26 protein-coding genes are annotated in these 26495 nt (G+C 39.3%); 17 read left to right on the top strand and 9 right to left on the bottom strand.

Annotated features, from left to right (window positions below):
- Positions 1 to 452 precede the first annotated feature (452 nt).
- The 4 genes from L1283_RS12805 (at position 453) to L1283_RS12790 (ending at position 2052) form a co-directional block, all read left to right on the top strand.
- Entirely contained in the window at positions 453 to 728 is a 276-nt protein-coding gene (locus L1283_RS12805; RefSeq protein ID WP_429626186.1) for a hypothetical protein, read from the top strand.
- A gap of 126 nt (positions 729 to 854) precedes the next feature.
- Positions 855 to 1109, top strand: a complete 255-nt coding sequence (locus L1283_RS12800) for a type II toxin-antitoxin system Phd/YefM family antitoxin (RefSeq protein WP_429626184.1) — start codon at positions 855 to 857, stop codon at positions 1107 to 1109.
- A 1-nt stretch (position 1110) separates the two neighbouring features.
- Positions 1111 to 1368 (top strand): Txe/YoeB family addiction module toxin, encoded by a 258-nt coding sequence (locus L1283_RS12795; RefSeq protein ID WP_145329878.1) that lies wholly within the window; start codon positions 1111 to 1113, stop codon positions 1366 to 1368.
- 441 nt (positions 1369 to 1809) lie between these two features.
- The gene (locus L1283_RS12790; protein ID WP_429626182.1) at positions 1810 to 2052 is read left to right on the top strand and encodes a hypothetical protein; all 243 of its coding nucleotides are present in this window, start codon (positions 1810 to 1812) and stop codon (positions 2050 to 2052) included.
- 413 nt (positions 2053 to 2465) lie between these two features.
- Here L1283_RS12790 and L1283_RS12785 read toward each other — a convergent pair whose 3' ends face one another.
- On the bottom strand, positions 2466 to 2693 hold the full coding sequence (locus L1283_RS12785; RefSeq protein ID WP_429626181.1) for a helix-turn-helix domain-containing protein: 228 nt from the start codon (positions 2691 to 2693) through the stop codon (positions 2466 to 2468).
- A 677-nt stretch (positions 2694 to 3370) separates the two neighbouring features.
- On the opposite strand from L1283_RS12785, the gene L1283_RS12780 reads away from it, so the two are divergent.
- From L1283_RS12780 to L1283_RS12765, 4 genes are all read left to right on the top strand, one after another.
- Positions 3371 to 3745 (top strand): hypothetical protein, encoded by a 375-nt coding sequence (locus tag L1283_RS12780; protein WP_429626180.1) that lies wholly within the window; start codon positions 3371 to 3373, stop codon positions 3743 to 3745.
- A gap of 108 nt (positions 3746 to 3853) precedes the next feature.
- Complete coding sequence (locus L1283_RS12775; protein WP_429626179.1) at positions 3854 to 5092, top strand: peroxiredoxin family protein; 1239 nt, start codon at positions 3854 to 3856, stop codon at positions 5090 to 5092.
- A gap of 7 nt (positions 5093 to 5099) precedes the next feature.
- On the top strand, positions 5100 to 8306 hold the full coding sequence (locus L1283_RS12770; protein ID WP_429626178.1) for a SusC/RagA family TonB-linked outer membrane protein: 3207 nt from the start codon (positions 5100 to 5102) through the stop codon (positions 8304 to 8306).
- Between the two features lie 7 nt (positions 8307 to 8313).
- Positions 8314 to 9669 carry a RagB/SusD family nutrient uptake outer membrane protein gene (locus tag L1283_RS12765; RefSeq protein ID WP_429626176.1) on the top strand — a complete coding sequence of 452 codons (1356 nt, stop codon included), beginning with the start codon at positions 8314 to 8316 and terminating at the stop codon, positions 9667 to 9669.
- Positions 9670 to 9741: 72 nt separating this feature from the next.
- On the opposite strand, the gene L1283_RS12760 is transcribed toward L1283_RS12765, so the two are convergent.
- The 3 genes from L1283_RS12760 to L1283_RS12750 all read right to left on the bottom strand — a co-directional run bounded on the left by L1283_RS12760 (position 9742) and on the right by L1283_RS12750 (position 10678).
- Positions 9742 to 10092, bottom strand: coding sequence for a hypothetical protein (locus tag L1283_RS12760; protein ID WP_429626175.1), 351 nt, complete (start codon positions 10090 to 10092; stop codon positions 9742 to 9744).
- A 73-nt stretch (positions 10093 to 10165) separates the two neighbouring features.
- Positions 10166 to 10441, bottom strand: a complete 276-nt coding sequence (locus L1283_RS12755; RefSeq protein WP_429626173.1) for a hypothetical protein — start codon at positions 10439 to 10441, stop codon at positions 10166 to 10168.
- Between the two features lie 81 nt (positions 10442 to 10522).
- Complete coding sequence (locus tag L1283_RS12750) at positions 10523 to 10678, bottom strand: hypothetical protein (protein ID WP_429626172.1); 156 nt, start codon at positions 10676 to 10678, stop codon at positions 10523 to 10525.
- Between the two features lie 248 nt (positions 10679 to 10926).
- On the opposite strand from L1283_RS12750, the gene L1283_RS12745 reads away from it, so the two are divergent.
- The 4 genes from L1283_RS12745 to L1283_RS12730 all read left to right on the top strand — a co-directional run bounded on the left by L1283_RS12745 (position 10927) and on the right by L1283_RS12730 (position 14743).
- Complete coding sequence (locus L1283_RS12745) at positions 10927 to 11844, top strand: hypothetical protein (protein ID WP_429626171.1); 918 nt, start codon at positions 10927 to 10929, stop codon at positions 11842 to 11844.
- Between the two features lie 619 nt (positions 11845 to 12463).
- Positions 12464 to 12895: a nuclear transport factor 2 family protein gene (locus L1283_RS12740; RefSeq protein ID WP_429626169.1), complete on the top strand. Its 432-nt coding sequence runs from the start codon at positions 12464 to 12466 to the stop codon at positions 12893 to 12895.
- Between the two features lie 285 nt (positions 12896 to 13180).
- Positions 13181 to 13486, top strand: coding sequence for a hypothetical protein (locus tag L1283_RS12735; protein WP_286774690.1), 306 nt, complete (start codon positions 13181 to 13183; stop codon positions 13484 to 13486).
- 258 nt (positions 13487 to 13744) lie between these two features.
- A complete protein-coding gene (locus tag L1283_RS12730; RefSeq protein WP_429626167.1) occupies positions 13745 to 14743 on the top strand; it encodes an energy transducer TonB in 999 nt (332 codons plus the stop codon).
- Between the two features lie 50 nt (positions 14744 to 14793).
- Here the strand turns inward: L1283_RS12730 and acs are convergent, their stop codons facing one another.
- Positions 14794 to 16710: an acetate--CoA ligase gene (gene acs, locus L1283_RS12725; protein WP_429626166.1), complete on the bottom strand. Its 1917-nt coding sequence runs from the start codon at positions 16708 to 16710 to the stop codon at positions 14794 to 14796.
- A 184-nt stretch (positions 16711 to 16894) separates the two neighbouring features.
- Here acs and L1283_RS12720 point away from each other — a divergent pair, with 184 nt between their 5' ends.
- Positions 16895 to 17773, top strand: a complete 879-nt coding sequence (locus L1283_RS12720) for a hypothetical protein (protein WP_346066666.1) — start codon at positions 16895 to 16897, stop codon at positions 17771 to 17773.
- Between the two features lie 154 nt (positions 17774 to 17927).
- Here the strand turns inward: L1283_RS12720 and L1283_RS12715 are convergent, their stop codons facing one another.
- Genes L1283_RS12715 through rsmA form a run of 3 tightly spaced genes read right to left on the bottom strand, consistent with a single transcriptional unit; the run spans position 17928 to position 20885 of the window.
- On the bottom strand, positions 17928 to 18860 hold the full coding sequence (locus tag L1283_RS12715; protein WP_346066665.1) for an NAD(P)-dependent oxidoreductase: 933 nt from the start codon (positions 18858 to 18860) through the stop codon (positions 17928 to 17930).
- 59 nt (positions 18861 to 18919) lie between these two features.
- The gene (locus L1283_RS12710; protein ID WP_286851241.1) at positions 18920 to 20104 is read right to left on the bottom strand and encodes an FAD-dependent monooxygenase; all 1185 of its coding nucleotides are present in this window, start codon (positions 20102 to 20104) and stop codon (positions 18920 to 18922) included.
- Position 20105: 1 nt separating this feature from the next.
- Positions 20106 to 20885: a 16S rRNA (adenine(1518)-N(6)/adenine(1519)-N(6))-dimethyltransferase RsmA gene (gene rsmA, locus L1283_RS12705; protein ID WP_153845707.1), complete on the bottom strand. Its 780-nt coding sequence runs from the start codon at positions 20883 to 20885 to the stop codon at positions 20106 to 20108.
- Positions 20886 to 20966: 81 nt separating this feature from the next.
- On the opposite strand from rsmA, the gene pdxA reads away from it, so the two are divergent.
- Genes pdxA through miaA form a run of 4 tightly spaced genes read left to right on the top strand, consistent with a single transcriptional unit; the run spans position 20967 to position 25117 of the window.
- Positions 20967 to 22022, top strand: coding sequence for a 4-hydroxythreonine-4-phosphate dehydrogenase PdxA (gene pdxA / locus L1283_RS12700; RefSeq protein WP_070560760.1), 1056 nt, complete (start codon positions 20967 to 20969; stop codon positions 22020 to 22022).
- A 55-nt stretch (positions 22023 to 22077) separates the two neighbouring features.
- On the top strand, positions 22078 to 23511 hold the full coding sequence (locus L1283_RS12695; protein ID WP_145329923.1) for a CCA tRNA nucleotidyltransferase: 1434 nt from the start codon (positions 22078 to 22080) through the stop codon (positions 23509 to 23511).
- Between the two features lie 45 nt (positions 23512 to 23556).
- Positions 23557 to 24150, top strand: coding sequence for an IS1096 element passenger TnpR family protein (locus L1283_RS12690; RefSeq protein ID WP_088163027.1), 594 nt, complete (start codon positions 23557 to 23559; stop codon positions 24148 to 24150).
- Between the two features lie 46 nt (positions 24151 to 24196).
- The gene (miaA, locus tag L1283_RS12685; protein ID WP_145329925.1) at positions 24197 to 25117 is read left to right on the top strand and encodes a tRNA (adenosine(37)-N6)-dimethylallyltransferase MiaA; all 921 of its coding nucleotides are present in this window, start codon (positions 24197 to 24199) and stop codon (positions 25115 to 25117) included.
- Positions 25118 to 25270: 153 nt separating this feature from the next.
- Here miaA and L1283_RS12680 read toward each other — a convergent pair whose 3' ends face one another.
- Entirely contained in the window at positions 25271 to 26341 is a 1071-nt protein-coding gene (locus L1283_RS12680; RefSeq protein ID WP_145329927.1) for a branched-chain amino acid aminotransferase, read from the bottom strand.
- Between the last annotated feature and the right edge of the window lie 154 nt (positions 26342 to 26495).

Below are 26495 nucleotides of genomic sequence, written 5' to 3'. Positions count from 1 at the left end.
GCAAAAAAACAGGCCATTTCATTTAAGAAATCTGTTAAGTTCTTTGAACAAGCTAAATATGGCAAGATAAGCCTATACGACGCGAGAGAGATAAAAGATAATCTCGGCGTGATACAGGTCGGTATGATGAACGCAAACCGGTTGCTGGTGGCGGACCATCACTGGAAAAGCAATTGCAGAGCCAATTGATCCATATCTCATAAATAATTTAAATCGATGAAAAAGAATCTAATACTTATTACCATTAGTAGTTTAGTGATAATGGGATGTAGCAAAGAAAAGGACGAGTTAAATCCACTTTTGGGCGATTGGAAAATTAAAAGTATTTATATGAAACACACAGATCCTGTTAATGGCTTAGTAGAGGAAACTGCAGATGTGAATAAATTTCTGTCTGAACGAGGTTCTATCCTACGTTAGTTAAGGAAATACATTTCTTCGATAAATATAGTGTGATATTTATAGCTCCTGAACGTGGTAGTGTTTTCTCAATTGGTGAAAAATATCATATTCAAGACCCGGGCCAGTCACTTGAAGAATCAAGAGGTACCTTCGGATTGGAAGGTAATTTTATCAATGTTCAGTTCAAATATGATGGTGGACAATCAAATTCCAAATACCGTTATGCTCTTGACAAGGGAGGACTTCAATTGATAACAAGGGATATTGATCAAAAAGTAGAGGGACGACAGGTAACCCATAAAGAAATTTGGTTTTTGGAGAAATGAGATAACAAAATATTGCAGAGCCATTCTTTCGGGAATAGCTTTTTTCTTTCTAATTCCAAGATGGTGTAACGAAATTTAATTTGTCAATAATTTGTACGTATCTTTGTACAGATAAAAGTACTTGTTATGTTGATTGCTAGTGTATCTGATTTCCGGAAAGACATAAAACGCTATCTGGATAAGGTTTCCAAAAACTTTGAAACCTTAATTATTAATCGAGGTAAAGATTCGGGTATTGTTGTTATGTCGCTTGAAGAATATAATTCCTTGATGGCAACAAACCGTGAATTATCTTCCCGAACAAATGAACTGCGTCTTGATGCAGCGATTGAAAAGTTGAAAGCTGGAAAATCGTTTGAGAAGCAGTTGTCGGAGGAGTAATATGAAGTATGTTTTCGTGGATGAATCTTGGGAAGATTATCTGTACTGGCAACAGACAGATAAGAAGAAACTGAAAAAGATCAACGAACTGTTGAAAGATATCGCAAGGACCCCATTCGAAGGGTTGGGTAAGCCCGAACCCTTAAAACATAAGTATTCCGGATTCTGGTCACGTCGCATTGATGAAGAACACCGATTGATCTACAAATACGAGGAAAACCAAATTCTAATTGCTAAATGTAGGTTCCATTATGATTGAGTATATTGGAGCGTCTAAATCAAGTCGAGCCATACTTTCTCCCCTACATATCTTCCAATGACAAACACTGGGTTTCGATTTGGTATTTAGGAAACAATTTGTCTATTGTAAAATTTCATATTGATAACTACGCAGATCGGAAAAATTATGTTTGAAATGTAAGATCTACATTGTCAAGCTTGTTTAACAAATTAGAAGGGCTTATCAACGATATATTTAATCTGAAAAATTTGTGTAACAGCTATTTTTTACTGGATTTAGTAGTCAGTTTTTGCAGACTAGGACATGTAGATGCAGCAACTAATCTAGCTGTTTTTTAACTTTGATCAATCAATGTTCTTTCATAGACAATTGGATGAGACATCTTTCAATTTCTTTTGTATTGATATTTAGCTTAGTTTTGCTATAGGAGAACTGGCAAATTTAACGCCGAAAGAGAAGATGTCATACATATCAAACTTAGAACAAATACGTGTTTATAACGCTACGATTGCGTATGCTGAAAAGGAAGGTATGGAAAAAGGTTTAGAGAAAGGCAGATTGGAAGAGCGAGCCAAAGCTGAAGCTGAACAATTAGCTGATAAACTGAAATCGGCGTTGGAATTTAAGAAAATTGGTGTAGCTGTTGAGGATATAGCTAAAGCTTTAGGACTGACTATCGAACAGGTAGAGGTGCTGAAATAGAATTTTTTATTTATAAAATATTTTTGGAGCCATTCTTTCGGGAGTGGCTTTTTTTTGTATTTAGCCATCATAACCAGTTACCTAATTATGATGGCTGAGTTAAAATATATAAGCAAATATTTGAATCCCAGCACTGCAGAATCATTGATTATCGCCACCACTCAAAATTCTTTTGAGAGGGGAAGTGAAAATATGGAGGAGGAAGACTAAAGCTTTCGTTTATAGCATTAAAGAGGCGTATGTAGAGGTATAGTGTCTAAATATCGTGAAATATAAGATAAGTACCTGTTTTGGTTTTATAACTGCTTTGGTCAAGATAAGCAGGATAAAATAATCAATTGTTTTAACTATTGAGGAACTGGTAGTTACGGAGATGTTGGTACTATTTTAAGTGGATATTGGGATCGGTGAGTTTAATCTTTAATAGGTTCTGTTTTAATTAAAATTTCTTGCATATTTACGTTAGTCACTTCTGCAATCAATCTGAATTTAGATGGATCGGGATATACTTTATGATTCACCCATTCAGATACGGTCCCAATTGATACTCCCATTTTTTCTGCAAATTCATTGTTTGACATATTCTTCTCTGCTAAGATTGCACCGATCCTAAATACAGGTTCTTTCTTTTCCCTTGCCATAGAATACGAAAGTAATGTAAAATATAAGAAGATTAAAATCTCAATCTTTTGATTATCAAGTGATTTGTTTTGGTTTGGTCATAATTATTTATGATTTATTCATAAATAATTATGATTTTAGTTTAAAAATTATTATTTTTGAATCAGCGAACAAATCTTATTTTGTTCGTTTAATGGCGTAAAATATAGAGTCTCTCGTGCGAATTCCGAACATTTCATTGGACGAGGCAATAGGATTAGCGCCCATAATTTTATTTTGTGTATTTTTGTACACGCTATAGCGTTATGGGTCCTATTGTTTATCGGTCCAATGGCCCTCGGAAGCCAGCACGACGGTAGCTTAGGACCTTGCTATAGTGATAGGGCTGATCCGGAAAGACTCATCAATTATAGTAAATTGAAAGATGAGTATGAACAAAAAGCAACAATCAAAAAACATCATTGCGGCCCCCGAGTAGCTCGGATGGTCTGGACAAATAAGATTTGTCTTCCCTTGCCATGGAACGCGTAATGCCAATATATATACCTTTGTGACCCCTCAATCAAACGCGCTCTGGCTTCCCAGAATGAATTAATTTTTACTTATGTAACCTGAGCATAGTCAGGCCCCGTAAAAAGCTGATTTCGGCCGGAAAGGGACTCTATGTGCTTTAGGTTGCGGTTTGCAAGACTGAAATATGAACAGGATTTTGGCGATACAATTCGCTTTTGACCGTTTGATTTATGATGTTCACAAGGCCGATTACGACCCTATAAAGGAAATTGAGGCATTCTGGAATCACTATGCGCTGGAGGCTGTATCTACTAATACTTTGGGGCTATTGAATGTGTATGTTGATGGTGACGCGGAAAAAAATAGCTTTCTGAAAGATGAGGAAATGCAAGTTTTTGTAACCGCACTATGTCGGGCGCTGGTTGCTTATTGTATCGCCAACCATCGCAATATAGACCTCGGTAACATGCAACTGTCAACGGAAGCAAAAGAGCGTATTGTAAAAGAGCTGGAAATGAGCAAAAAAATCGTTGACTTTTTCGGTCGTTTATCGAAATAACCACTAACAAAAAAAATTATGAATACCCTTAAATTATTAGCCTTCCTAAGGCTTTATATCAGCTATATATTTCAAGTGCTTGCCAAACACTACTTAAGAAAAAGGCCTGTGCAAATCAAGCGAATGTTAAGGCCACTTTCTTCTGTCTTTTGCCTGACCAACTTCGCCCCAACTTCTGCCTTTTATGCTATTGGCTCCAAGTTTTCATCGGGATTTCATCGGGCCATACCGACCAAAACCCGATGCCGACCCGATGAAAATCCGATGAAATGTAGAAATTCGGCAGGTATTGGTCGGGTAATGCTCTGTTGCATCGCAGTAGTTTCTATGTTTAGTTTATCGGCTCAGACGCCCCGCAAGGACAGTGGGGCGGATGGGCTAAATAGCATCAAGCCATTACAGATCGGTGATACGATCCCAGAAGCATTATGGAAAATGCCGCTTGTTGTTATCAACCATCCAGATGGAAAGGAAACAATTTCTTTATCCGATTACAAGGACAAAAAGCTACTAATACTAGATTTTTGGTCTACCTGGTGCGGATCCTGCATCGCAGCTATGCCGAGGTTCCATATTTTAAATGATACGTTTGAGGCAGATTTGGAAATTTTGCCGATCAATAGGCAATCCAAACGGCATATCGAAACTTTTTCCAGAGGTAATAAGATATTGGATTCCCTAAGATTATATTCCGTTACAGATGCGGAAGCTGTTTCATTATTTTTTCCGCATAAAATGGTACCCCACGAGGTCTGGATCAAAGATAATATTGTCCAAGGAATCACATATGCTCGGGATGTCAATGAGGAAACGATCAAAAAGATTCTTGAAACCGGAGTCCTGAAGACCACCAGTAAAATAGATCAATTGGACTTTGACAGCAACAAGGCATTTTTGATTGATAATAACGGAGGTAGTGATTCTACTTTTAAGTACAGGAGCATTTTTACCCCATTTAAAAAAGGGATACCATCAAGAACAAGTATAGTTATTGGAGCAAATAGAGAAAAATGGCGCATATCGGCAACCAATATGGGTATATTGGGTCTTTTTGGACTGGCATTTCCTCAATTGAATCGCCTTCCACAGGAACAGTTAATCATCAATTTACCTAAAGACAAATTAAAGAAGCAAAAGGATGATGGGGTGTCAATTGACGCTTGGAACGCGAAAAATTTATATTGCTACGAACTCAATGTCCCTCCAATGGATAACGAGCAATGGCGGAAAATGATCAGGCAGGATCTCGAAAGATATCTTGCTATTATGGGCCGTATTGAGTATCGAAATGGTGTAGAATATTTTGTGCTAGAACAAGTTGAAAGAAAATACAATACTATAAAATAGTCGACAGATGAAACAGGTTTTATTTTTTTGCTTGCTGGTCTTTGGCTTCAGTATTTTGACGGTGAAAGGACAGCAACAGCAATATATTTTAGGAAGAGTAGTCGATGGATATACCGATGCTCCTTTGAGTCGGGTAAACCTACGGTCCCCGAACAATAAATTCAAGTTACAAACGGATAAAAATGGATATTTTAGGATGGACACACTTGTGACAGATTCGTTGATCCTATCACATTTGGGATATGAGGAAACTCGTGTTCAGATTTCCGATGGGAAACTGGTTAATGGAATATATCAGTACCATATACTAGCATCTTCCCGTCGCATGGATGAAGTAGTGGTATCAACAGGGTATCAGACTATTCCGAAAGAACGCTTGACAGGCTCATTTGATGTAATAGATAACGATCTACTGAATAGACAGGCGTCAACAAATATATTGGAGCATCTTGATGGGAACGCTAATGCTGTGTTATTTGATAAAAGGGGGCTAACAAATGACAATATTACAGTGCGGGGGGTGAGCTCGATCCATGCAACAACTTCCCCTTTGATAGTTCTGGATAATTTCCCTTATGATGGAGATATTTCCAATATAAATCCTAATGATGTAGAAAATATTACGATACTCAAAGATGCGGCAGCGGCCTCAATCTGGGGAGTCAGGGCTGGGAATGGTGTAATTGTAATAACGACAAAACGGGGAAGGCGTAATATGCCTCTCAAAGTGTCAGTAAATTCTAACTATACAGTAACGGAGAAACCCAAGCTATTTTACCAGTCTCGGATGTCTAGTTCTGATTTTATTGATGTTGAAAAATACCTTTTTGAAAATGGATTCTATGTAGGTGCTGAGAGTGATCCCGATAAATCCGCACTTTCTCCCATTGTCGAATTACTGATCAAGAAAAGGGATAATCCGGAGCAAGCGGCTGACATTGATGCCCAAATAGAAAAACTTCGTGTCAATGATGCACGCAGGGAATATTTTGATGGGGTATATCAGAAAGGACTTATGCGACAGTCGTCTCTTGCATTGCGAGGTGGAACTGATCGATTGTCTTATGCATTTTCGGTAGGATATGACCGAAATGACGGCAGTTTAAAAAGTCGTTATAAACGAACAACCCTGCGTTCGGATAATTCCTATAAAATTACAGACCACTTGGTATTTGAACTGGGGATGCAGTATATTTCTGCAGAAAACAAAGAAGGAATTACTCCCTACGACAATCTTTATTTTACCTCAGGAAAATATTTATTTCCCTATGCAAGGTTAACGGACGACGATGGCACTCCAATGGCAGTGAATAAAGATTATGAAGGAAGTTTCAAACAGGAAGCATTGGCAAAAGGGCTATTAGATTGGGAATATCGTCCAATGGAAGAGGTATCATTATTAAATAATAAGACAGTGAACAGTGAGCTGTTTGTTAATTCGGGAATGACCTATAGCTTTCTAAAAAATTTTCGCGCAGAAGTAAAATATCAATATGGAACAGCTTCTGCCGATCGAAGAAATTTAAAGAATAGGAACTCGTATGAAGTGCGAGACCTTGTAAATAGGTATTCACAGATCTTATCGAATGGTAGCCTTCAAAGAAATATCCCTGATGGTGACATTCTTGCATTTTCCTCAAATAAAGTAAAGAGCCAGTCTTTGAGAACCCAACTCAATTATAGTTATTCAGGTCTCAATACCGATCTTGATGTATTAGTTGGTACGGAACTTAGACAGGTCAATTCAATTGGTGCAAGAGGGCAGACTTATGGTTATGATGACGCAATATTGACTACCTCTAGGGTCGACTATGCTACGTCTTTTCCTTTATATACAGGCGGTTCTGGCCGAATTCCTGATGCAACAGGTTATTCTGACAAGATGGACCGAATGCGTTCTTTTTATTTGAATGGAGCATATACCTATGCCAAGAGATATGCTGTTTCATGGAGTGCTAGACAGGATGGATCAAATCTTTTTGGTGTAAAAAGCAATCAGAAGCTTGTTCCCCTGTGGTCAGTTGGTACAAGCTGGAATATCGGTAGAGAGTCATTCTATAGATTTGAACCTCTACCGATACTAAAGTTGAGGGCTACCTACGGATTCAATGGAAATGTTAACAATAGTCTCTCTGCTTTGACAACAATTAGGTATTCGAGTGGCAATCTAGCTAATTTACCATATGCATCGATAGAAAATGTACCCAATCCAGATCTGAGATGGGAAAAAGTGGGTGTACTCAATCTTGGGCTCGATTTTGAATCGAAAGGTGGACTTATTTATGGATCCATTGAGTATTACAATAAAAAAGGTGTAGATCTATTTGGAAAAACCTTGCTTGACCAAACGACTGGCGCGATCAATCCCAATCTCACTTTTGAATATATAACCAATTCTGCTAGTATGAAAGGGAAAGGGCTAGATATTCAGCTACATTCGGTAAATATGAAGAGACAATTGAGGTGGCAAACTGATTTAATGTATAGTCTTTCAACGAACAAGTTGGTATCTTATGAAAGCGATATTACTGATCCAAGGCTATACGTTAACGGTGGCTATGCTGTTAATCCCATCGTGGGGAAGCCGTTATTGGCAATATTCAGCTATAGATGGGGGGGGCTAGACGCACATGGTAATCCACAGGGATATCTGGGGAATAATTTGAGTACAGATTATTCGGCAATTTTAAATAATACCAAAGCAGAGGAATTAATATACAATGGGCCTGCGATGCCTACTAGTTTTGGAGCGCTTAGAAATAGCTTTACCTATAAGAGTGTGGCCCTCTCTTTTAATATAACTTATAGATTAGGATATTATTTTGTGACTAATTCGATCAATTATAATAAGTTATTTAATGGTTACGAATCTCATGGCGATTATGTGCGGCGATGGCAGAAAGCTGGAGACGAAAGTCAGACTTCCGTTCCATCTATGGTATATCCGAATGATCCGCTGAGAGACAGTTATTATAGTCAGTCTTCGGTGTTGGTAGAAAAGGGAGATCATATTCGCCTGCAAGATATTAACCTCAGCTATATTTGGAAAAATACAAGCCGAAAGACACCTTTTGAAATGGTACAAGCTTATTTCTATATAAATAATTTGGGAATATTATGGCGGGCAAATAAGAAAGGATTGGATCCTGATTATGTTGTTGGATTGCCTGCCCCAAGAGCTTTTTCACTGGGATTAAAAATGTCGTTAAAATAATAGCATTATGAAAAAATTGATAAAAATAGCTGCCATTATCCTTGCTACATTGGTCATGAGTTGTACTAAGGATTTTTTGGAAAAGAAACCTGACAAAGCATTGGTGGTTCCGCAAACATTAGATGATCTGCAGGCTCTCCTTGATGATACCTACACGATGAATCAGCGTTATCCTGCAACAGGGGAAGTTGCAAGCGACAATTATTACCTAAATGATCAGAACTATAATGCAGTAGCAGGTTTAGTCACAAAAAATGCATATATATGGAAGAAAAATGTATTCGATGACGGTGATCGAAATGATTGGTCCCTATGCTACGCGGTAGTATTTTATTCTAATGTAGTGCTTGAAGCATTAAATAAAATTACTCCAACAATACAGGAAAAAGAAAAATGGGAGACTATCAAAGGGACAGCTCTCTTTTATAGAGCGTTGGCATTTTATAACCTCTCGCAGCTCTTTATGAAACCATATGATAATGAAAATGCAGGTGAGGAATTAGGAATTGTCCTCCGTTTGACGCCGGATATTAACGAGCCCAGTCAACGTTCTTCGATGAAAGATACCTATGAGGCTATACTGAATGATCTACATGTTGCATTGGAGATCTTACCGAAGACAGTTCTTGCAAAAACAAGACCTAGTTTAACTGCTTGTAAGGCTTTGTTGGCCCGAGTGTATCTTAGTATGGAAAAATATCAAGAAGCGGCTAACATGGCTGATGAAAGTCTTAAGGATTATGATAAGCTCATAGATTACAATACCATCAGTAAGACATCCATTAGACCATTTTCACTCTTCAATGACGAAGTTATATTTCATTATACCCTTTTTGGCCAACCGATCAGTTTAGCCCGTATAGAACCTACTTTATACGATCAATATGAAGAAAATGATCTCCGCAAGGTACTTTATTTTAGAGAAGCACCGGGAACAGATTTATATAGTTTCAAAGGAAGTTATCAAGGTGGAAGTACTATGTTTGGTGGGCTAGCCACGGATGAACTTTATCTCATCAGGGCTGAATGTGCGGCTAGAACAGGTAATATTGAGTCGGCATTGAATGATCTAAATACCTTACTGCAGAAGCGGTGGAGTAATGTTGTCAAATATAATCCCTTGTCGGAATCGAATAGAGATGTCGTATTGGCAAAAGTTTTGGCGGAAAGGCGAAAATCGTTGGTATTTAGAGGGCTGAGGTGGTCAGATCTCCGAAGGCTCAATAAAGATCGTAGGTTTAAAACGGTTATCTCGAGAAATTTGAATGGAGAGATTTTTCAGTTAATGCCTGAGAGTAGGTCTTATATCTTTCAAATTCCGCAAAAAGTGATTAACAATAATGGTATGATGCAGAACGAATAAAAGGATAAATAAAGGCCTCCCAAACTCGACTTTAAGTTTGGGAGGCCTTTTTGAATCAATAACAGCTGAAATTTATTGTGCTCTGTTGCGGCTAGCGACAACAGTGGACATGTCAGGCTGATTAGGATTGCTAGTTGATCGTTTAGCTTTCACAGCACATCGGATGTCGTCTCCTTCTGGACAGTCTGGTTCTTCTGTGCCATCTCCAGCAAGATGATAATTAGTTGAAATATTGTAGTCCGATGGCGTTGTAGAAGAACTCGTGTAATCGAACCATACTTCCTCTTCTAAAACCTTCTTCTCTACCTTTGCTTCTTCCTTCTTCTCCATCGCCTTTACTACCCAAAAGGCTCCAATCAATAAAAAGAAAGATAATACAAGACCGGTACGTAACCAGTTAATTTTTAAAGTGCGCATAAGCATCTTTTTAAGTTTATATAATATTAGTTATTTTTTGCATTTCGGTTTTGCCTCACAGCCATGCGATCGAGGGATCCTAGGTTGAGGTCAGCCAACTTCCTTGAAACCGGGAGACCAATATAATCGGGAATAGTGCAAACTTGCGCGGATACCACATCTTGTCCACAACTCTCTTTAGGGCCAAGGATAGACAGATAGGGGCATAGCAAAGCTCCTTGAACAAAGGAACGACACGATACCTAAACGGAAGGACAAACCGCCCGAACAGCCTCATCCATAAGGATTGGAACACTGGCCCTAAATGTAGGCCAAGTCGTTTGATTGTTTCTTTCGCTGTTTGTAGACTTTTCATCTCCGTTTATTTTACCTATCCATAACCTGTTGCGCAGCGGCACAGCCTTGGCGCGGCCTGCCCTCTGTTTTGTTTTGCACTTTATCGCTGTACCCGCGTCCCTATTTTATATTGCTCCAGCGATCCCGCCAAACCCTTCACAAGCGTACTGAAGATCGCTGGAGCGCCCCGTCGGGAAAGACGGAGTGGATGTAACAGCAGTACGCTCGCCATTTCGTTATTATTTATTATCGTCATCTTTTGATAGCGATGTCTTTACCTTGAAAATTTATAAAAGACATCGGCTGTTTATCTCAGTGTCTGAAAGCAAAAGAAATACAAGCTTCATCCTTTTCCATATTTATTGGTTGATATTCATGATTAGCGTGTAAAAAATGATGAGTCAAATTGAATAAAAATCTAAATAGTTGATTTTTTGGCATTTTTTTGATATTATAGTATATCGTGTTAATTAGCTGTTAACCATTAGCCAAACTGTATAAATTATGGAATCTGTAAAAAGTACCGAAAGCACAGATGGAGACTGGGACCTCTCGGTCAATCATTGGAAATCCAGAACAATATGGATTCTTATTTTTTCTTTTTATAACGCTTCTGCCGGATATCGTATCGGAGGTGGATGGAAGATCTACAAATATTGTTTGTCCAGCACAAATTTCTATATCGATTTCCTCTGGAGTATCTTCTTCCTATACGTTATTGCGGAGTGGACCATGCAGACGACAACATATTTTGATCAAAAGCAACCTTGGCGGAACGAATTTCTAAAACGTTTCTTTATTCAGGTCATATTTATCTATCTGCCGACCATTTTTTATCTCGAATGTATGGACCGATTATATCTTCAAATAACGGATCGCGCTCTTTTTCGGATTCCCCAAAATATTCTTCAATTGCCATTCTCTATGGGTATATCGCTGATTTATACATTGTTCTATAGTTTGGCTTCATTGTACAGAGAATATATGGCTGGAATTGGGGAAGTTGAGATTTTAATAAATGACGAAAAGCAGGGAAAGATAGCAGCTATCAAACAGAATAATTTACAGGATAATCCGGTCATAACCATACGTGATGGCAAAGATATCCGACTGCTGGATTTGGACATTGTTTTAATCTGCAATAATAATGGGATGAATACGATCTATGAACGTAATCCAGCAAATCCACCTATTCAGGATAGCCATGCGTTAAAATACCTCGTCGAGAGGTTAGATACGAAGGAATATTATCAGATCACTCGCTGGGAACTGGTACACCGAAGTGTTATAAAAGGATATGAAGTAAATGGTGATAAAAACTTTAGACTGCAATTAGATTTTCCACTTGAACAGCAGCTTGTGATCAATAAAGATAAAATTGATGATTTTGCGAAATGGTTGTTGAAAGAAAATAATGGGTAATTTTAGGTTTTCCACATGATGTTAATAACGATGTGGAAAACGTTTTACTCTCTCCATAATATCACAATTTGTAGTCAAACCTCATTGAGCTAGAAAATTAAAGTGGAGTGACTTCCAGGGTTTATATAATTTTTGTATTTTTAACTATACTGTATTAACACCTTAAAAATGAAAATCAGATTTGTGCTTGTTTTAATATTGGTCTTTGTCGTATGTTTTTTAATTGCAGCGTCGGTTTACTATTTTTTGGATGACAAATCTTCCGTTCGAGATTCCATATTTGTAGGTTTTATATCAAGCAGCGTCGTGATTACTTTATCCGCAAACTTCAATAAAGGTGCAGGACGTATATAGCTATACTTTTTCGATACAAACGTCATATCAATTTATGACAAATTCCTGCCTATAACTTTGCTTCTCTTATCGGAGTGGCCATCATTTACCGCTCCTTTACCTCCATTTACCGACTTTTTTATTCCGTTGATCTAAATGTAATAAAATGGGATGCTGCGTTGTCTTACTTTTGAATCAGAATCTTAAAGGAAATGATGCAACAAAATCAACTTCCTTGCGACAATAAGAAAAGAGATAAAAAAACTAACAATATAAATAAAGTATTATGAAAACTTTAGTAAAGACATTCGCAGCTGCAGCATTGATTACACTATCAACTTTTGCAATGGCAGCAACTGACCCTGGTAAAGCATTGAACCTTTCCACAGCCGATTTGGCCATCGATAGCTATGTATCGGTAATGACAGAAGGTGCATCTCAGGGCGTAGAAAAATTGTTCGCATCCGAATTCAATCAAAAATTTCAGGGAAAAGCTGCACGCACCAATAGCCGTTCGGAAGTCATTTCGTTCCTAAAAAAGCAAAAAGGTGAAAAATTGAACTGCAGTACAAGTACCGAAGTACTCGAGGAGTCTGAAAACTATATGGTAGCACGTATCACCATGAAGTTTGAGGATTTCACGAAAACAGATTTGGTGACATTGATCAATGAATCGGGAACCTGGAAGGTTGCAAGCTCCGTAAACTCGTATAAATAGAAACTGTTTAATTAAATTCATATGTTTATTTTAGCCACGTCGGGATGATGTGGCTTTTTTTGTTGTATCTTTGTTAGTAGATCTGTTTAACTAAGTATAACCGAAATGGATGGTCACAAAGAACATACTTCACAATCTCTTAGCGAATCTGAAATTGCTTTATTGAGGGCCGGACTTAATCGTACTTATAAGGAGCGATTTGAAATGACTACCCGTCTCTATAAAATTCAACAAACGCTTAAAAAGGCAAAAATTATTCATAAACCCTTTTATCAGAAATAGTGTATGGATATTTTTGATCAGGAAATTTTAGAGTTTTGGCAGAATTTAGAGCAATCAAATGTAGCGTACATTATGATTGGGGGGTATGCAACTAATTTGCACGGTTTTCAAAGGTTTACTGGTGATTTAGATATTTGGATAAAAGACTCATTGGATAATAGAAAACGGTTAAGGGAAGCATTCAGACTATCTGACCTTGGTGATATTCCACAGCTGGAAACTATTCCTTTCGTAGTTGGCTGGACAGATTTTCACTTGAATAATGGGCTTCGCTTGGACATTCTGACGGATATGAAAGGTTATATATAAACCAGCTCATCGCTAATAAAAAGGCAATCAATAGACCAAAGGATCAGATCGATGTTCAGGCATTGGAAGAAATTGTCAGACTTCGAGAGGATGAAGGTGAGTAGGTTTTCTAAGTTATCAACAGTGTTGTTAACACCCTGTGGAAAACTTAATGGTATGCAGCCGTGCCGGCCATAACAGAAATAAACATTATTTAACCGATTAATTTTTTAACTATCCTAGATATTTGTTATTATTACCCCTGTATTAACAATTATTATGAAGTATTATTTAGACTTTTCGACGAAACTTATTTGTTTTTTTCTATTGAACCTGTGCGGATTGAGCCTTTCGGCTCAAGTTACTTTTACCACTTACCATAGGAAAGATGGGGAGGAGACTAAGAAGCAAGACTCGGCTTATTTTTTAAGAGAAATTCATATTGATGCGTTGGGAAAGGATAAAGTTTATCAAATCGAGGAGTATTATCTGCGGAATGACTCGCTAAAGCTTAATGCGATCAGCGAGAGTGGACACCCGCCATTCAGATTTTTGGGTAAAAAATATGAATTCTATGAAAATGGTACGTTGAAGAGTCTTGAGAAGTTCAGTGATGAGAGTAAATTGATAGATTCGGCATTTTATCTATACCCCAACAATAGGTTGAAGATGATTGTATTCTATCCGAGTGAAGTGAAGAAAAAGAAACTACTGATAAAGAAGCCAATCTATGTGGTGTATTATGATTCTTTAAACAATAAAAAGTTAGAAAATGGAAATGGTTTTATTCGTTTTAGTATAGATGAACAGGACGAAACTGAAGAAGGTCAGCTGGTCAATAATTTGCGCGAGGGGGAGTGGCGAGGAAAGAGGGGACCTGATTCTTTTGTCGAGCATTATAAGGAGGATAAATTACGCTCAGGAACTAAAACAAAAGAAAATGGTGTCGTCATTTCATATGATTCTACTACCTATAGAACACAGCCAGAATACCCTGGAGGTATCAAAGAAATGATGTATTTTGTGGCAAGAAATTACGAATATCCAAAACAAGCCATGATGAATGGTATAAGCGGTACTGTAGAAATAGCGTTCATTATAAATCAACAAGGGCGATTAGAAGATTTGAAAATAAAGAACGATTTGGGTTTCGGTACAGGGGCTGCTGGTATACAAGTAGTCAAAAAGCTTAGAAAATGGAAACCTGGTATGCTGCGTGGTGAGCCTGTGCGGGTTGGCTATACATTGCCGATAAGGTTAAACTTGAGGGGAATATAATAACAGCCTTCCTATTGGAAGGCTGTTATTTTTTTAAGATACTTTATACGTTATTTTCTCAAGGCCGCAGCGCCTTTGATGATTCCTTCTACAACGGCAGGATCCTGAAGTGTTGAAGTATCTCCTACATTGGCGATATCGTCTTCGGCAATCTTGCGTAAAATACGACGCATGATCTTTCCTGAACGTGTTTTTGGTAAATCATCAACAAATTGGATAATGTCTGGTTTAGCAATTGGACCGATAATACGTGAAACGGTTTCCATGATATCCTTTCTGGTGGCTTCTGCATCGGTGTGGTGATTCGCAATGACATAAGCATAAATACCCTGGCCTTTTACTGGGTGCGGATATCCGACAATGGCAGACTCCACAACATCAGCGTGCATATTGATGGCATTTTCTACCTCTGCTGTACCAATGCGGTGACCTGAAACGTTCAATACATCATCTACACGGCCTGTGATTTTATAATAACCCTCCGGACTACGGAAACACCCGTCGCCTGTAAAATACATATCCTTATACGTCGAAAAATAGGTTTGACGACATCTGTCATGATCCCCCCATGTCGTGCGTAGCATACCTGGCCAAGGGAACTTGATACATAGGTTTCCGGTGACATCATTGCCTTCAATTTCTTTCCCATTCTCATCCATCAAAGCGGGTTGAATGCCCGGCATCGGGAACATCGCATAACTTGCTTTTTCCGGTGTTACTCCCGCCAAAGAAGTGATCAAGTGGCCTCCATTCTCTGTCTGCCAATAGGTATCAACAACAGGACAATTCTTTTTACCAACTTTTTCGTTAAACCAGTTCCAGGCTTCTTCGTTGATTGGCTCACCTACAGATCCCAAAACGCGCAAAGAGGAAAGGTCGTTCTTGTCGACAAATTCGTCACCAAAAGCCATCAATGAGCGCAATGCAGTAGGGGATGTATAGATAATATTGACGTTGAACTTATCAACAATGTCCCAATAACGGCTCGCATCTGGGAAGGTTGGAATACCCTCAAACATTAAAGAAGTAGCTCCTTGTGATAACGGCCCGTAGACGATGTAACTGTGTCCTGTAATCCAGCCAATATCTGCTGTACAGAAAAATACATCGTTTGGCTTATATTGGAACGTATTCATAAAGGTATAGCCTGTATACACCATATAACCGCCACAGGTATGTACTACACCTTTAGGCTTACCTGTGGATCCCGATGTATAAAGGATGAATAAGTTGTCTTCCGCATCCATCTCTTCTGCTGGACATACCGGATTTCCTTGTGTTTCTACTTTTTTGATCTCATCTTCCCACCATACGTCACGGCCTTTGATCATCGATACCGGTGTACGTGTACGTGTTAAGACAATTACTTTTTCAACGGTGTCACATTGCATTAAAGCATCGTCCACAATGTTTTTTAAACCAATGGTTTTATTGCCACGGTAACTACCGTCTGAAGTAACGATCAGTTTGCATTCTGCATCGACGATACGATCCGCGATAGAACGTGCTGAAAAACCTCCAAATACCACCGAGTGGATGGCACCGATACGTGCACAGGCTAATACAGCGATAACCAATTCAGGAACCATTGGTAAGTAAATACATACCCGGTCTCCTTTTTTGATGTTATTATTTTTAAGTACGTTGGCAAATTGCTCTACCTTTTGTAGTAATTGCTTATAGGAAAGAATGCGGTGCGCTTCATTTGGATCGTTAGGTTCCCAGATGATGGCTGGTTTATCACCATTCGCATAAATATGGCGATCAAGACAGTTTTCTGTAATATTTAATTTAGCACCCTCAAACCATTTGACATTGGGTTCCTCAAAGTTCCAGCTCAGCACTTTATTCCATTTTCTCTTCCAGAAAAAATGATCTGCAATGCTCGCCCAAAACTCCTCAGGTTGTTCTACACTTCGCTTATATTCACTTTGATATTCTTCAAATGATTTTATTTGTAGGCTCATCGTTATTAGGATTATTATGAATTATTTTAATTTATATTGTTATCGTTGCGAAATTGTTTTTGATATTTCGATTTCGGTGTACAATTTAGCGGTTTTTGCCCATTTTATCAAAAAATTGATGTTTAATATAATGTTAAACTACTTTTATCTATAAGATTGTTATCTTGCATCAAGATTTACCAAGATGTCTTTTCTAAGAAAGCTATTCTATATTACAATCTATACAAATCTTCTGATCGCCATGGCGGCCATGGCACAATGTGCGTTGACTTATATCATATTTGAACGGTCTATCAATTGGTATATCGTTTTAGTGGAAGGGACAGCGACTTTGTTGCTTTATAATTTTAGCCTGTGGTGGTCCAAACCGAAGAACCCAAAAGAATCAAAATTCCCCCGGACACGCTGGATCTTTAATCATGAATGGGTCATGTGGTTAAACAATGGTATCGCTTTGCTTGTGCTCGGTTATTGCTTATGGTATATTCATGTGTATTCCTTTTTGTTTTTGGGATTTATTGGAATCCTGAGTCTATTATACGGAATGCCCCTGTTTACCTTCCGTGACCGCAAAGTGGGCCTTCGACAGATACCTGGGGCTAAGATTTTTCATATTGCCCTGGTCTGGGTCTGCAGCAGTGTGGTGCTTCCCTATGTGGAACTGGCCAATGTCGGTGTCAAAATAGATCAGTGGGTTTTTATTGCGCTCTGCGGATTGAAGTTCATATTTTTGGTTATCTGTACACTGCCTTTTGATATTCGGGATATCCAACAGGATTCCTATTATCACCTGCGGACTTTGCCTAATATGCTGGGCGAACAAAAAGCTAAAAATCTAACTTATGGGCTTTTGGGCCTTCATTGTGTTTTGATCTTGACGGTACCTTATACTGTGCCTATTAAAATTGGATTGATTCTGACCAACGTGCTCATATTTGCATTGCTAAAATTGGCTGTTTTCAAAACAAAAGATCATTATCACTATGCTTATCTACTTGACGGTAGCTTGGTGCTTCAGTTTCTGATTGTTGTTGTTATCGGTATCTTTAGTGCCGGAACCTGATTTTTTATACGTTTCAAGAGCAATAGGTTACTTTAACCTCCTAAGCGTGTATGGATAGGAGGAGATTGATTGATTGATTGATTGATTGATTGATTGATTGATTGATTGATTGATTGATTGATTGGAGATTTTGACAAATAGCTCTTTGTAAAAATTAAGATGTCAGAAAGGCGATGATCTTATCTGCAGCCACTTCCGATAATTTATAATAACTTTCGAATGTCCATCCGGCAACATGTGGAGATAAGATCACATTGTCTCTACGGATAAGATCTGCATACCAGTTCTGCTCAGCCAGTTTTGGAAACTTTTCTACGGGCAACACATCAAATGCTGCTCCGATAATGGAACCTGAATCAAGGCTGCTAAGCACTGCGGGTACTTGTACAATACCGCCTCGTGCCCCCAGCAAAAAGAAAATAGGTTTTTTAAATTTAGCCAGATAATCCGCATCAATCATCCCCTTTGTTTCATCCGTTAAGGGGATATGGAAGCTGATCACATCGGCTTCTTTACAGATCTTTTCCATGTCTGCTGCCGATGCATATTGATCCGCATAGTCGATTCGATATTTATCATAGGCAAGCACCTGTACATCAAAACCGGATAGTTTTTTTGCCATGGCCATACCATTGTGCCCATAGCCGATCAAGCCTACAGTACGTCCCTTAAGTTCGTAGCCACGATTGGCTTCACGCAACCACTGGCCAGATCGTATTTGTTGGTCACCCCGATTCAGATTGTTCATTAGACTGAGCAACATCCCGATCATATGTTCACCTACAGCATCCCGATTGCCTTCATTGGCCGGAATTAACAGCACGTCTCTTTGCGCAGCAACTGTATCGTCGATATTGTCCATACCTGCACCGGCACGGGCGATAAAGCGGAGGTTTGGTGCCAGGTCAAAAAAAGCCTTATCTACCTGAAATTTGGAACGGATAACCATACCGGAGTAATTGGAGATGATTTTTTCAGCTTCTTCTCGGCTGATATCAGGTTGATAATGGTAGGCAATACCAGCCTCTTCAAATTTCTCAAGCATGATTTCATGAATATCGTCGACGATCAAAATGGTAGTTTTCATTCAGTTATTTTTTTATGTGGGACTGATCAGTGAATACTGTTGTGGTGTAGTACGATGATTTAGATCCCAGCGTCATGATTATGGTTGATCTGCATAAAATCTACAGATAATAATTTGTTCAATTGTTGTTGTTTCATGCGGTTAGGCATTATTTTCATGCCAAAATTTCGCATTCTTATCAGGAATGGATTCTCCCATTGTGCGATTTTTCCTATCCTCCAGGAAGTATTACAGATATAGTTTACCCGATCCAATCTTCTTTTTTCGAATCCTTGGAAAGCCAAATTAATGGAAGCTGCGGTCTGGAGTTCATCCACGAGAACAGCAACATCTTCAATAGCCTGACAGGCTCCCTGGCCCAGGTTGGGAGTCGTCGCATGTCCGGCGTCACCCAATAATAGGATATTGTCAAAAGCGAGTTGTTGAAGTGGTTCGATGTCAATGATGTCATTTGCAATTAGCTCGCTATCCTTTGTTTCCGAAAGAATCGTTGGAATAGGGGCATGATAATCTTTAAAATTTTCGAGGAGCTCCTTTGTTTTCCAATTTTTTAAGACCGGATTTTGTGCCTCAGTATTGATGCATGCGTACCAATAGATGCGGTTATTGACAAGCGGTGTCATCCCAAAGCGTCCTTTGCAGCCCCAGGTTTCCGTCCCTTTACTGAGCTGTATACTGCTATTATCGATGGTGGCCCGCCAACAGGTATAGCCTGAATAACGAGGTGCCGAGCCTGGTATGAGTTGTTGTCGTAATGCTGAGTGTACGCCATCGGCAATCAAAAGGGCTTGGCCGCGTACATGGCTTCCGTCTGCGAAATAAACTTGAATATCTTCTCCATCTCGTTCAAAGGAAACGGCGCGTTTGCCGAGATGAACTTGTCCATTGGGGATTTTGGATAAGAGAAACTGATGCAGATCTGCCCGATGGATGGCGAAATTGTCCTGTTGATATTTTTGACTGATTGACCTGGTGTCTGGTTCAACAAGAATATTTCCCTTTTGATCCAAGACATTATAAGATGCAAGGTAATGCCCAATAGGAACGATTTCATCCTTCAATCCGAGATGTTCCAAAGCTTGCATGGCGTTGGCAGCGAGCCCGAATCCAGCACCTATGCCCTTGAGTTCAATGGCGCTTTCATAGACATGTGCTTCAATACCTACTTTTGCAAGCCCAATTGCAGCACATAATCCAGCGATACCTCCGCCTACGATAATAAATGTGCTGTCCGTTGAATGCATACTAAAGACTGTTTGCTATTTCGCTTGTTAAACCGACAAAATCATCTACCGTCAATCGTTCTGCGCGTAGCTCGTACAGTGGATTATCGGACATTTTATCTTTGGGAACAACCCCAGAAAGTGAGTTACGGAGGGTTTTACGACGTTGATTGAAGCCCGCTTTAACAACACGCCAAAATAGTTTTTCATCACAATTCAATTGCTCACGGTCATTGCGTGTCATGCGAATAACGCCCGACAACACTTTTGGCGGCGGATTAAAAGCTCCTGCTTTTACGGTAAAAAGATATTCTACTTTATAATAGGCCTGTAAAAAGACACTCAAGATACCGTATTCCTTGCTGCCCGCCTTAGCTGTACAACGTTCGGCCACTTCTTTCTGGAACATCCCCGTCATTTGAACCACACGTTGGCGTTCATCCAAAATTTTAAAGAGAATCTGGGAGGAGATGTTGTAAGGGAAATTGCCAATAACAGCCATTTTCTCACCAAAATACTGTGAAAAGTCAAGGTTCAGGAAATCACCGTGGATCAATCGCTTACCCAATTGGGGATATTTATCGTCCAAATAAGCAATGGATTCGTCATCCACATCGATCAAATAGGTTTCATATTCCTCTTTTTGCAAGAGAAAATCAGAAAGTACACCCATTCCCGGACCTACTTCAAGCACTTGGCTAAAACCCAATTTAGGATCCAATGCTTCCACAATCTTTTGTGCAGCATTTTTATCGTTCAAGAAATGCTGTCCTAAATGTTTTTTTGCTCTTACTGTGCTCATGTTGCAAAAGTAAAAAATAAATAAGTGAAAAGTCATTCTAAGAAAAAAATCCCTATTTTTGAATCAAAGCATTTAAATAGAATGAGCGATAAATTAAAAATCGGAATTACCGTAGGCGATATTAACGGCATTGGACTTGAAGTCATCATTAAATCTTTGGTAGATCAGCGTATGTGCGATTTCTTTACGCCAGTGGTTTACGGAAATACAAAGGTTGCTTCTTTTCACCGTAAAGCGATCGGTGTAAATGATTTTAGTTTTAACGTGATCAATGATGCTGAGCAGGCGCATTCCAAAAGAGCAAATATGATCAATTGCTGGCAGGAAGATGTGAAGATTTCGTTGGGTGAAGAAAACGAAATTGGCGGTAAATATGCCTTCCTTTCGTTGGAGAAAGCTGTTGAGGACCTGAAAGCCGGCAAAATTGATGCTTTAGTGACTGCCCCAATTAATAAGCATAATATTCAACAGGAGGGATTTCAATTTCCGGGCCATACCGAATACCTGCAGGCCAAAGTAGAGGCTGATGATGTATTGATGTTTATGGTTTGTGATGAATTGCGTATTGGTGTGGTAACAGGTCATATTCCACTGCATGAGGTTGCGGCTAATATTACCGAAGAAGCTATTCTTAAAAAGCTAGCCCTGATGAATGACTCGTTGAAGAAAGATTTTTGGATTGAAAAGCCTAAGATCGCAGTTTTGGGACTAAATCCACATGCTGGCGATCATGGGATTATTGGCACCGAAGATGATCAGATCATTAGACCTACCGTAGAAAAAGCAAACGAACAGGGGATCTTCTGCTTTGGTCCATATCCTGCCGATGGATTCTTCGCAAAAGGTGCTTATGAGAAATTCGATGCGGTACTCGCGATGTACCATGACCAGGGGTTAATCCCTTTTAAGCATATTGCCAAAGGTGCCGGTGTAAACTTTACAGCCGGTTTACCTATCGTACGTACTTCGCCAGATCATGGTACAGGCTATGATATTGCTGGAAAAAACTTAGCTTCTGAAAGCTCTTTTGTAGAGGCAATTTTCTCGGCTTTACATATTGTAAAACGCCGTCGTGAACAAGCCGAATTACTTAAAAATCCACTTGCTTTCCGTAAGTTGTCCAAAGATAGGGATTAGGGAAAAAAATTGTTACTTTTGCAAACTGTTTGGTTTTTTACCTGCTGTTTTGACTATGTACGATAATTTACAACATCCAATCTTTTCAATCATTAAGGAACTCGCCGAGATAACAAATACAGAATGTTATGTCATTGGGGGGTATGTTCGCGACTATATTATGAAGCGGCCTTTTAAGAATGATGTGGATATTGTTGTCGTCGGCAGCGGCATTGAATTTGCGACTTTATTGGGTGATAGGCTACATACTAAAGTTGCTGTCTACAAGAATTTTGGTACAGCAATGTTGGTTTATGAAGGACTCAATGTGGAGTTTGTCGGTGCCCGAAGGGAATCTTATCGTGCCAATTCACGTAAGCCTATTGTGGAAGACGGTACCTTATCCGATGATCAAAATCGACGTGATTTTACGATCAACGCGATGGCGTTTTCTTTGAATAAAGCGGATTATGGTACTTTAGTGGATCCATTTGACGGCGTGCAGGATCTTGAACAGCGCGTTATTCGAACACCGTTGGATCCGATAGAAACGTTTTCCGATGATCCACTGCGTATGATGCGGGCTATCCGTTTTGCGACACAGCTAAATTTTAAAATCACGATTGATGCGATCAAAGCGATTAGCGATACCAAAGAGCGAATAAAGATTATCTCGAAAGAACGTATTATCGATGAAATCAATAAGATTATTCTCTCACCTAAGCCGTCAGTCGGTTTTAAATATCTTTTTGATACCGGTCTCCTGGAATTGATATTTCCGGCCATGTATAATTTACACGGAGTTGATGTCATTGATGGCAAAGGCCATAAAGATAATTTCTACCATACGTTGGAAGTGCTGGATAATGTATGTGAATTGTCTGAAGACCTTTGGTTACGTTGGGCAGCGATTATGCATGATATTGCTAAACCGGCAACAAAACGTTTCGATAAAAAGCTCGGCTGGACGTTTCATGGCCACGAAGATCGTGGTGCACGTATGGTACCAAAGCTTTTTGCTGAATTGAAGCTGCCGCTCCATGAGAAAATGAAATTTGTTCAGAAGCTGGTACAATTGCATCTTCGGCCTATTGTCTTGGCGCAGGATATCGTAACGGATTCTGCTGTACGTCGTCTCTTGTTTGAGGCGGGGGATGATATTGAAGCCCTTATGATGCTATGCCATGCGGATGTGACCACAAAAAATGAGTTTAAAAAGAAAAAATATCGTCAGAATTTTGAACTTGTCAAACAAAAATTGAAGGATGTCGAAGAGCGGGACAAGGTTCGAAACTGGCAGCCGCCGATCAGTGGAGAGGATATCATGATCCTATTTGGCTTAGCACCAGGGCGTACTGTAGGCCAGCTGAAAAATTTGATTCGTGAGGCTATTCTGGAGGGCGATATTCCAAATTCCAGAGTAGAAGCTTATCAATTCTTGGTGAAAAAAGCAGGGGAAATGAACCTGACGATCAAACAAGAAATCCCATTGGAAATTTCCAATTCTTAAAATATAGTATTAATTTTAGAGGGTTAAAAGAAGAAAATAGCAGAGATGGCAATTTATAGATTTAGAGTTACTTTTGAGGATTATGAAGATGTATATCGTGAGATCGACATGCCTTCTAAAAGTACATTTATAGACCTGCATGAGGAAATCCATAAATCAACAGGTTATGCTGCGGATGCATCTTCCTCGTTCTATGTGAGCAATGATCAGTGGAAAAAGGGAACGGAGATTGCATTCAAGCCTACACAACGTAAAAAAGATGCTGAGGTATTGTTGATGGAGAATATCCGTTTAAGTAAGTTTATTGATGATCCACATCAGAAATTTTACTACGTTTACAATTTTGATCGTCCTTATGATTTCCAGGTTGAATTGATCAAGATCTTGAAGGAAGAGGATGGAAAAGACTATCCGGCGCTGTTTAAGTCTATGGGTCAGGTTCCCAAAACTATGACTGCGGCTAATTTCCCCGTGTCTGATGCGGTTGAAGAGGACGATTATGTGGAGGAAGACGATACGCAATATGGCGTCGATGATGAAGACGAATTGGATGGCTTCGACAGCGATGGTGACGATGAGGAAGAGGGCGAAGAAGGTGAAGAGCGTGAAGAATCCAACGGCTACGAAGACGAATATTAATTAACAAGACTTTACAGGTTTTTTTCAGCCTGTGAAGTGCTATATTATGGCAAATAAAAAAACATTGATAGCCATTGTGGGGCCAACTGCTGTTGGTAAGACCACAATGGCTATTTCATTGGCGCAATATTTTAAAACAGCGATAATTTCTGCTGATTCTCGTCAGTTCTATCGGGAAATGTCTATTGGTACAGCTAAACCAGATCCAGCGGAACTTGCTGCTGCTCCTCATTATTTCATTGATTCACACTCCATCACGCAGGATTATTCTGCAGGCGATTTTGAACGTGAGGCCTTACTGAAACTAGAAGAACTATTTCAATTGCATGATGTCGTAATTATGGTAGGTGGATCGGGCCTGTTTGTTCGGGCCCTGTGCGAAGGATTGGATGATCTGCCCAAGGCGGGGGATGAAGTGCGCGAGCGACTTAATCATGAACTTGCAGTATTGGGATTGGAGGTCTTAAAAGATCGATTGAAAAGTATTGACCCTGCATATTTTGAAACGGCAGACATCGATAATCCGCAACGTGTCGTACGGGCGCTTGAAGTTTTTGAGGCGACTGGTAAACCGATGTCATTTTACCATAAGAAAGATGTCGAGAAAAGACCTTTTGATATCCTTACCATTGGCTTGAATATGGATCGGGCGAACTTGTATGAAAGGATCAATTTACGTGTAGATTTGATGATGAAAAATGGCTTACTGGACGAAGTGAAAGCTTTACTTCCTTTCAGAACGAAGCCTGCATTGCTCACTGTTGGCTACGCTGAGTTGTTTGATTATCTCGATGGCAAGCAGTCTTTGACGGAAGCGACCGAGAAAATCAAACAAAATTCGAGACGTTATGCCAAGCGACAGATTACATGGTTTAAAAAATATGGCAATACGCATTGGTTTCAGTCCCAGGAGACAGCTACTATAATTGATTTTATTCAAAAGGAGCTGACAGGAGAGCATTCCTAAGGATCTAGCAGTAGACACTAGACGTTATCCGCAAAGGTTCAAACGAGGTTTATAGACCGCTTTTCAAGGTGTGCATAACGTGCATAACGTATATAGACCATAAAAAAAGCCTTTGTTATTAATAACAAAGGCTTTTCTATTTCATTTTGGAAACTACTTTACTAAATAGTTCCATCCGAATGGATCTTCTACTTTGCCATAGCGCAAGTCGTTGAGGTAATTCAAAACACGATTTGAAAACTCGCGGCCCTCTACTGGTGGCAAGTGGTAATCTTCTCCTTCAAAACCGATACGGCTGATATCCGTAATTGTGGCTGCAGTACCAGCTGCGAAAGCTTCAGTTACTGTACCGGCTTTAATACCGTCAATTAGTTCTTGAATAGATACCTTTCTCTGCTCGGCTTTATAACCCCATTTCTCCGCCAATTCCATAATTGTACGTCGTGTTACACCGTGTAAGATTGTATCACCATGTGGTGTAATAATCGTATCTCCAATGCGGAAAATAAGGTTTGCCGTACCTGCTTCTTCAATATATTTATGTTCAGAAGCATCTGTCCACATAATTTGGTCATAACCTTCATCATTGGCCAATTGTGTAGGGTAAAGCGATAATGCATAGTTACCTGCATTTTTAGAAAAGCCAACACCACCTTCTGCTGCACGCGTATAGTAGGTCTCAACTTTTAAGCTGATTGCTTTGCTGTAATATGCGCCTACAGGGCCAGTGATAATGATAAATTTGTATGACTTTGAAGGGTGTACACCTAATGCTGCTTCTGTTGCGAACATAAAAGGACGGATGTACAATGATGAACCTTCTTTTGCCGGGATCCAGTTACGATCGATGTCCAATAGTTTGCTTAGGCCATCCATAAAAATCTCCTCAGGTACCTCCGGCATTTGAAGCCGTGCGGCAGATTTGTTGAATCTTTCCCAGTTTCTGTCCGGACGGAAGATACTCACTGCTCCATCTGCAAATTTATAAGCTTTGATTCCTTCAAAGATCGCTTGACCATAATGTAAAGCGGACATCGAAGGACTAATACTGATATCTCCATAAGGGACGATGCTGACATCTTTCCATTCACCGTCATCATAGTTTGCGACCAGCATGTGGTCGGATAAAATCTTTCCGAATTTTAGATTGTCGAAATCTACTTGCGAGAGTCTTGAATTTTGAGTTGGCTCTACGCGAATTGAATAGTTCTCTGTCGCGTTCATCTTATTTTTTAATTACTTAGGCTAAGTTAGGAAAAAAATGAAATATAAGTTGCACGTGTATCCGGATAATTTACCCGCGTTGATATGCCTTTTATTTCGGACAGTTGTTCCCTATTTTACTACACTTTTTTTGAAATGGAAGAATTTTACTTCA

Origin of the sequence: Sphingobacterium sp. HSC-15S19 (assembly GCF_050433745.1) — a bacterium.
GTDB lineage: Bacteria > Bacteroidota > Bacteroidia > Sphingobacteriales > Sphingobacteriaceae > Sphingobacterium > Sphingobacterium siyangense.
This window is presented reverse-complemented; position numbering and strand designations above follow the sequence as displayed.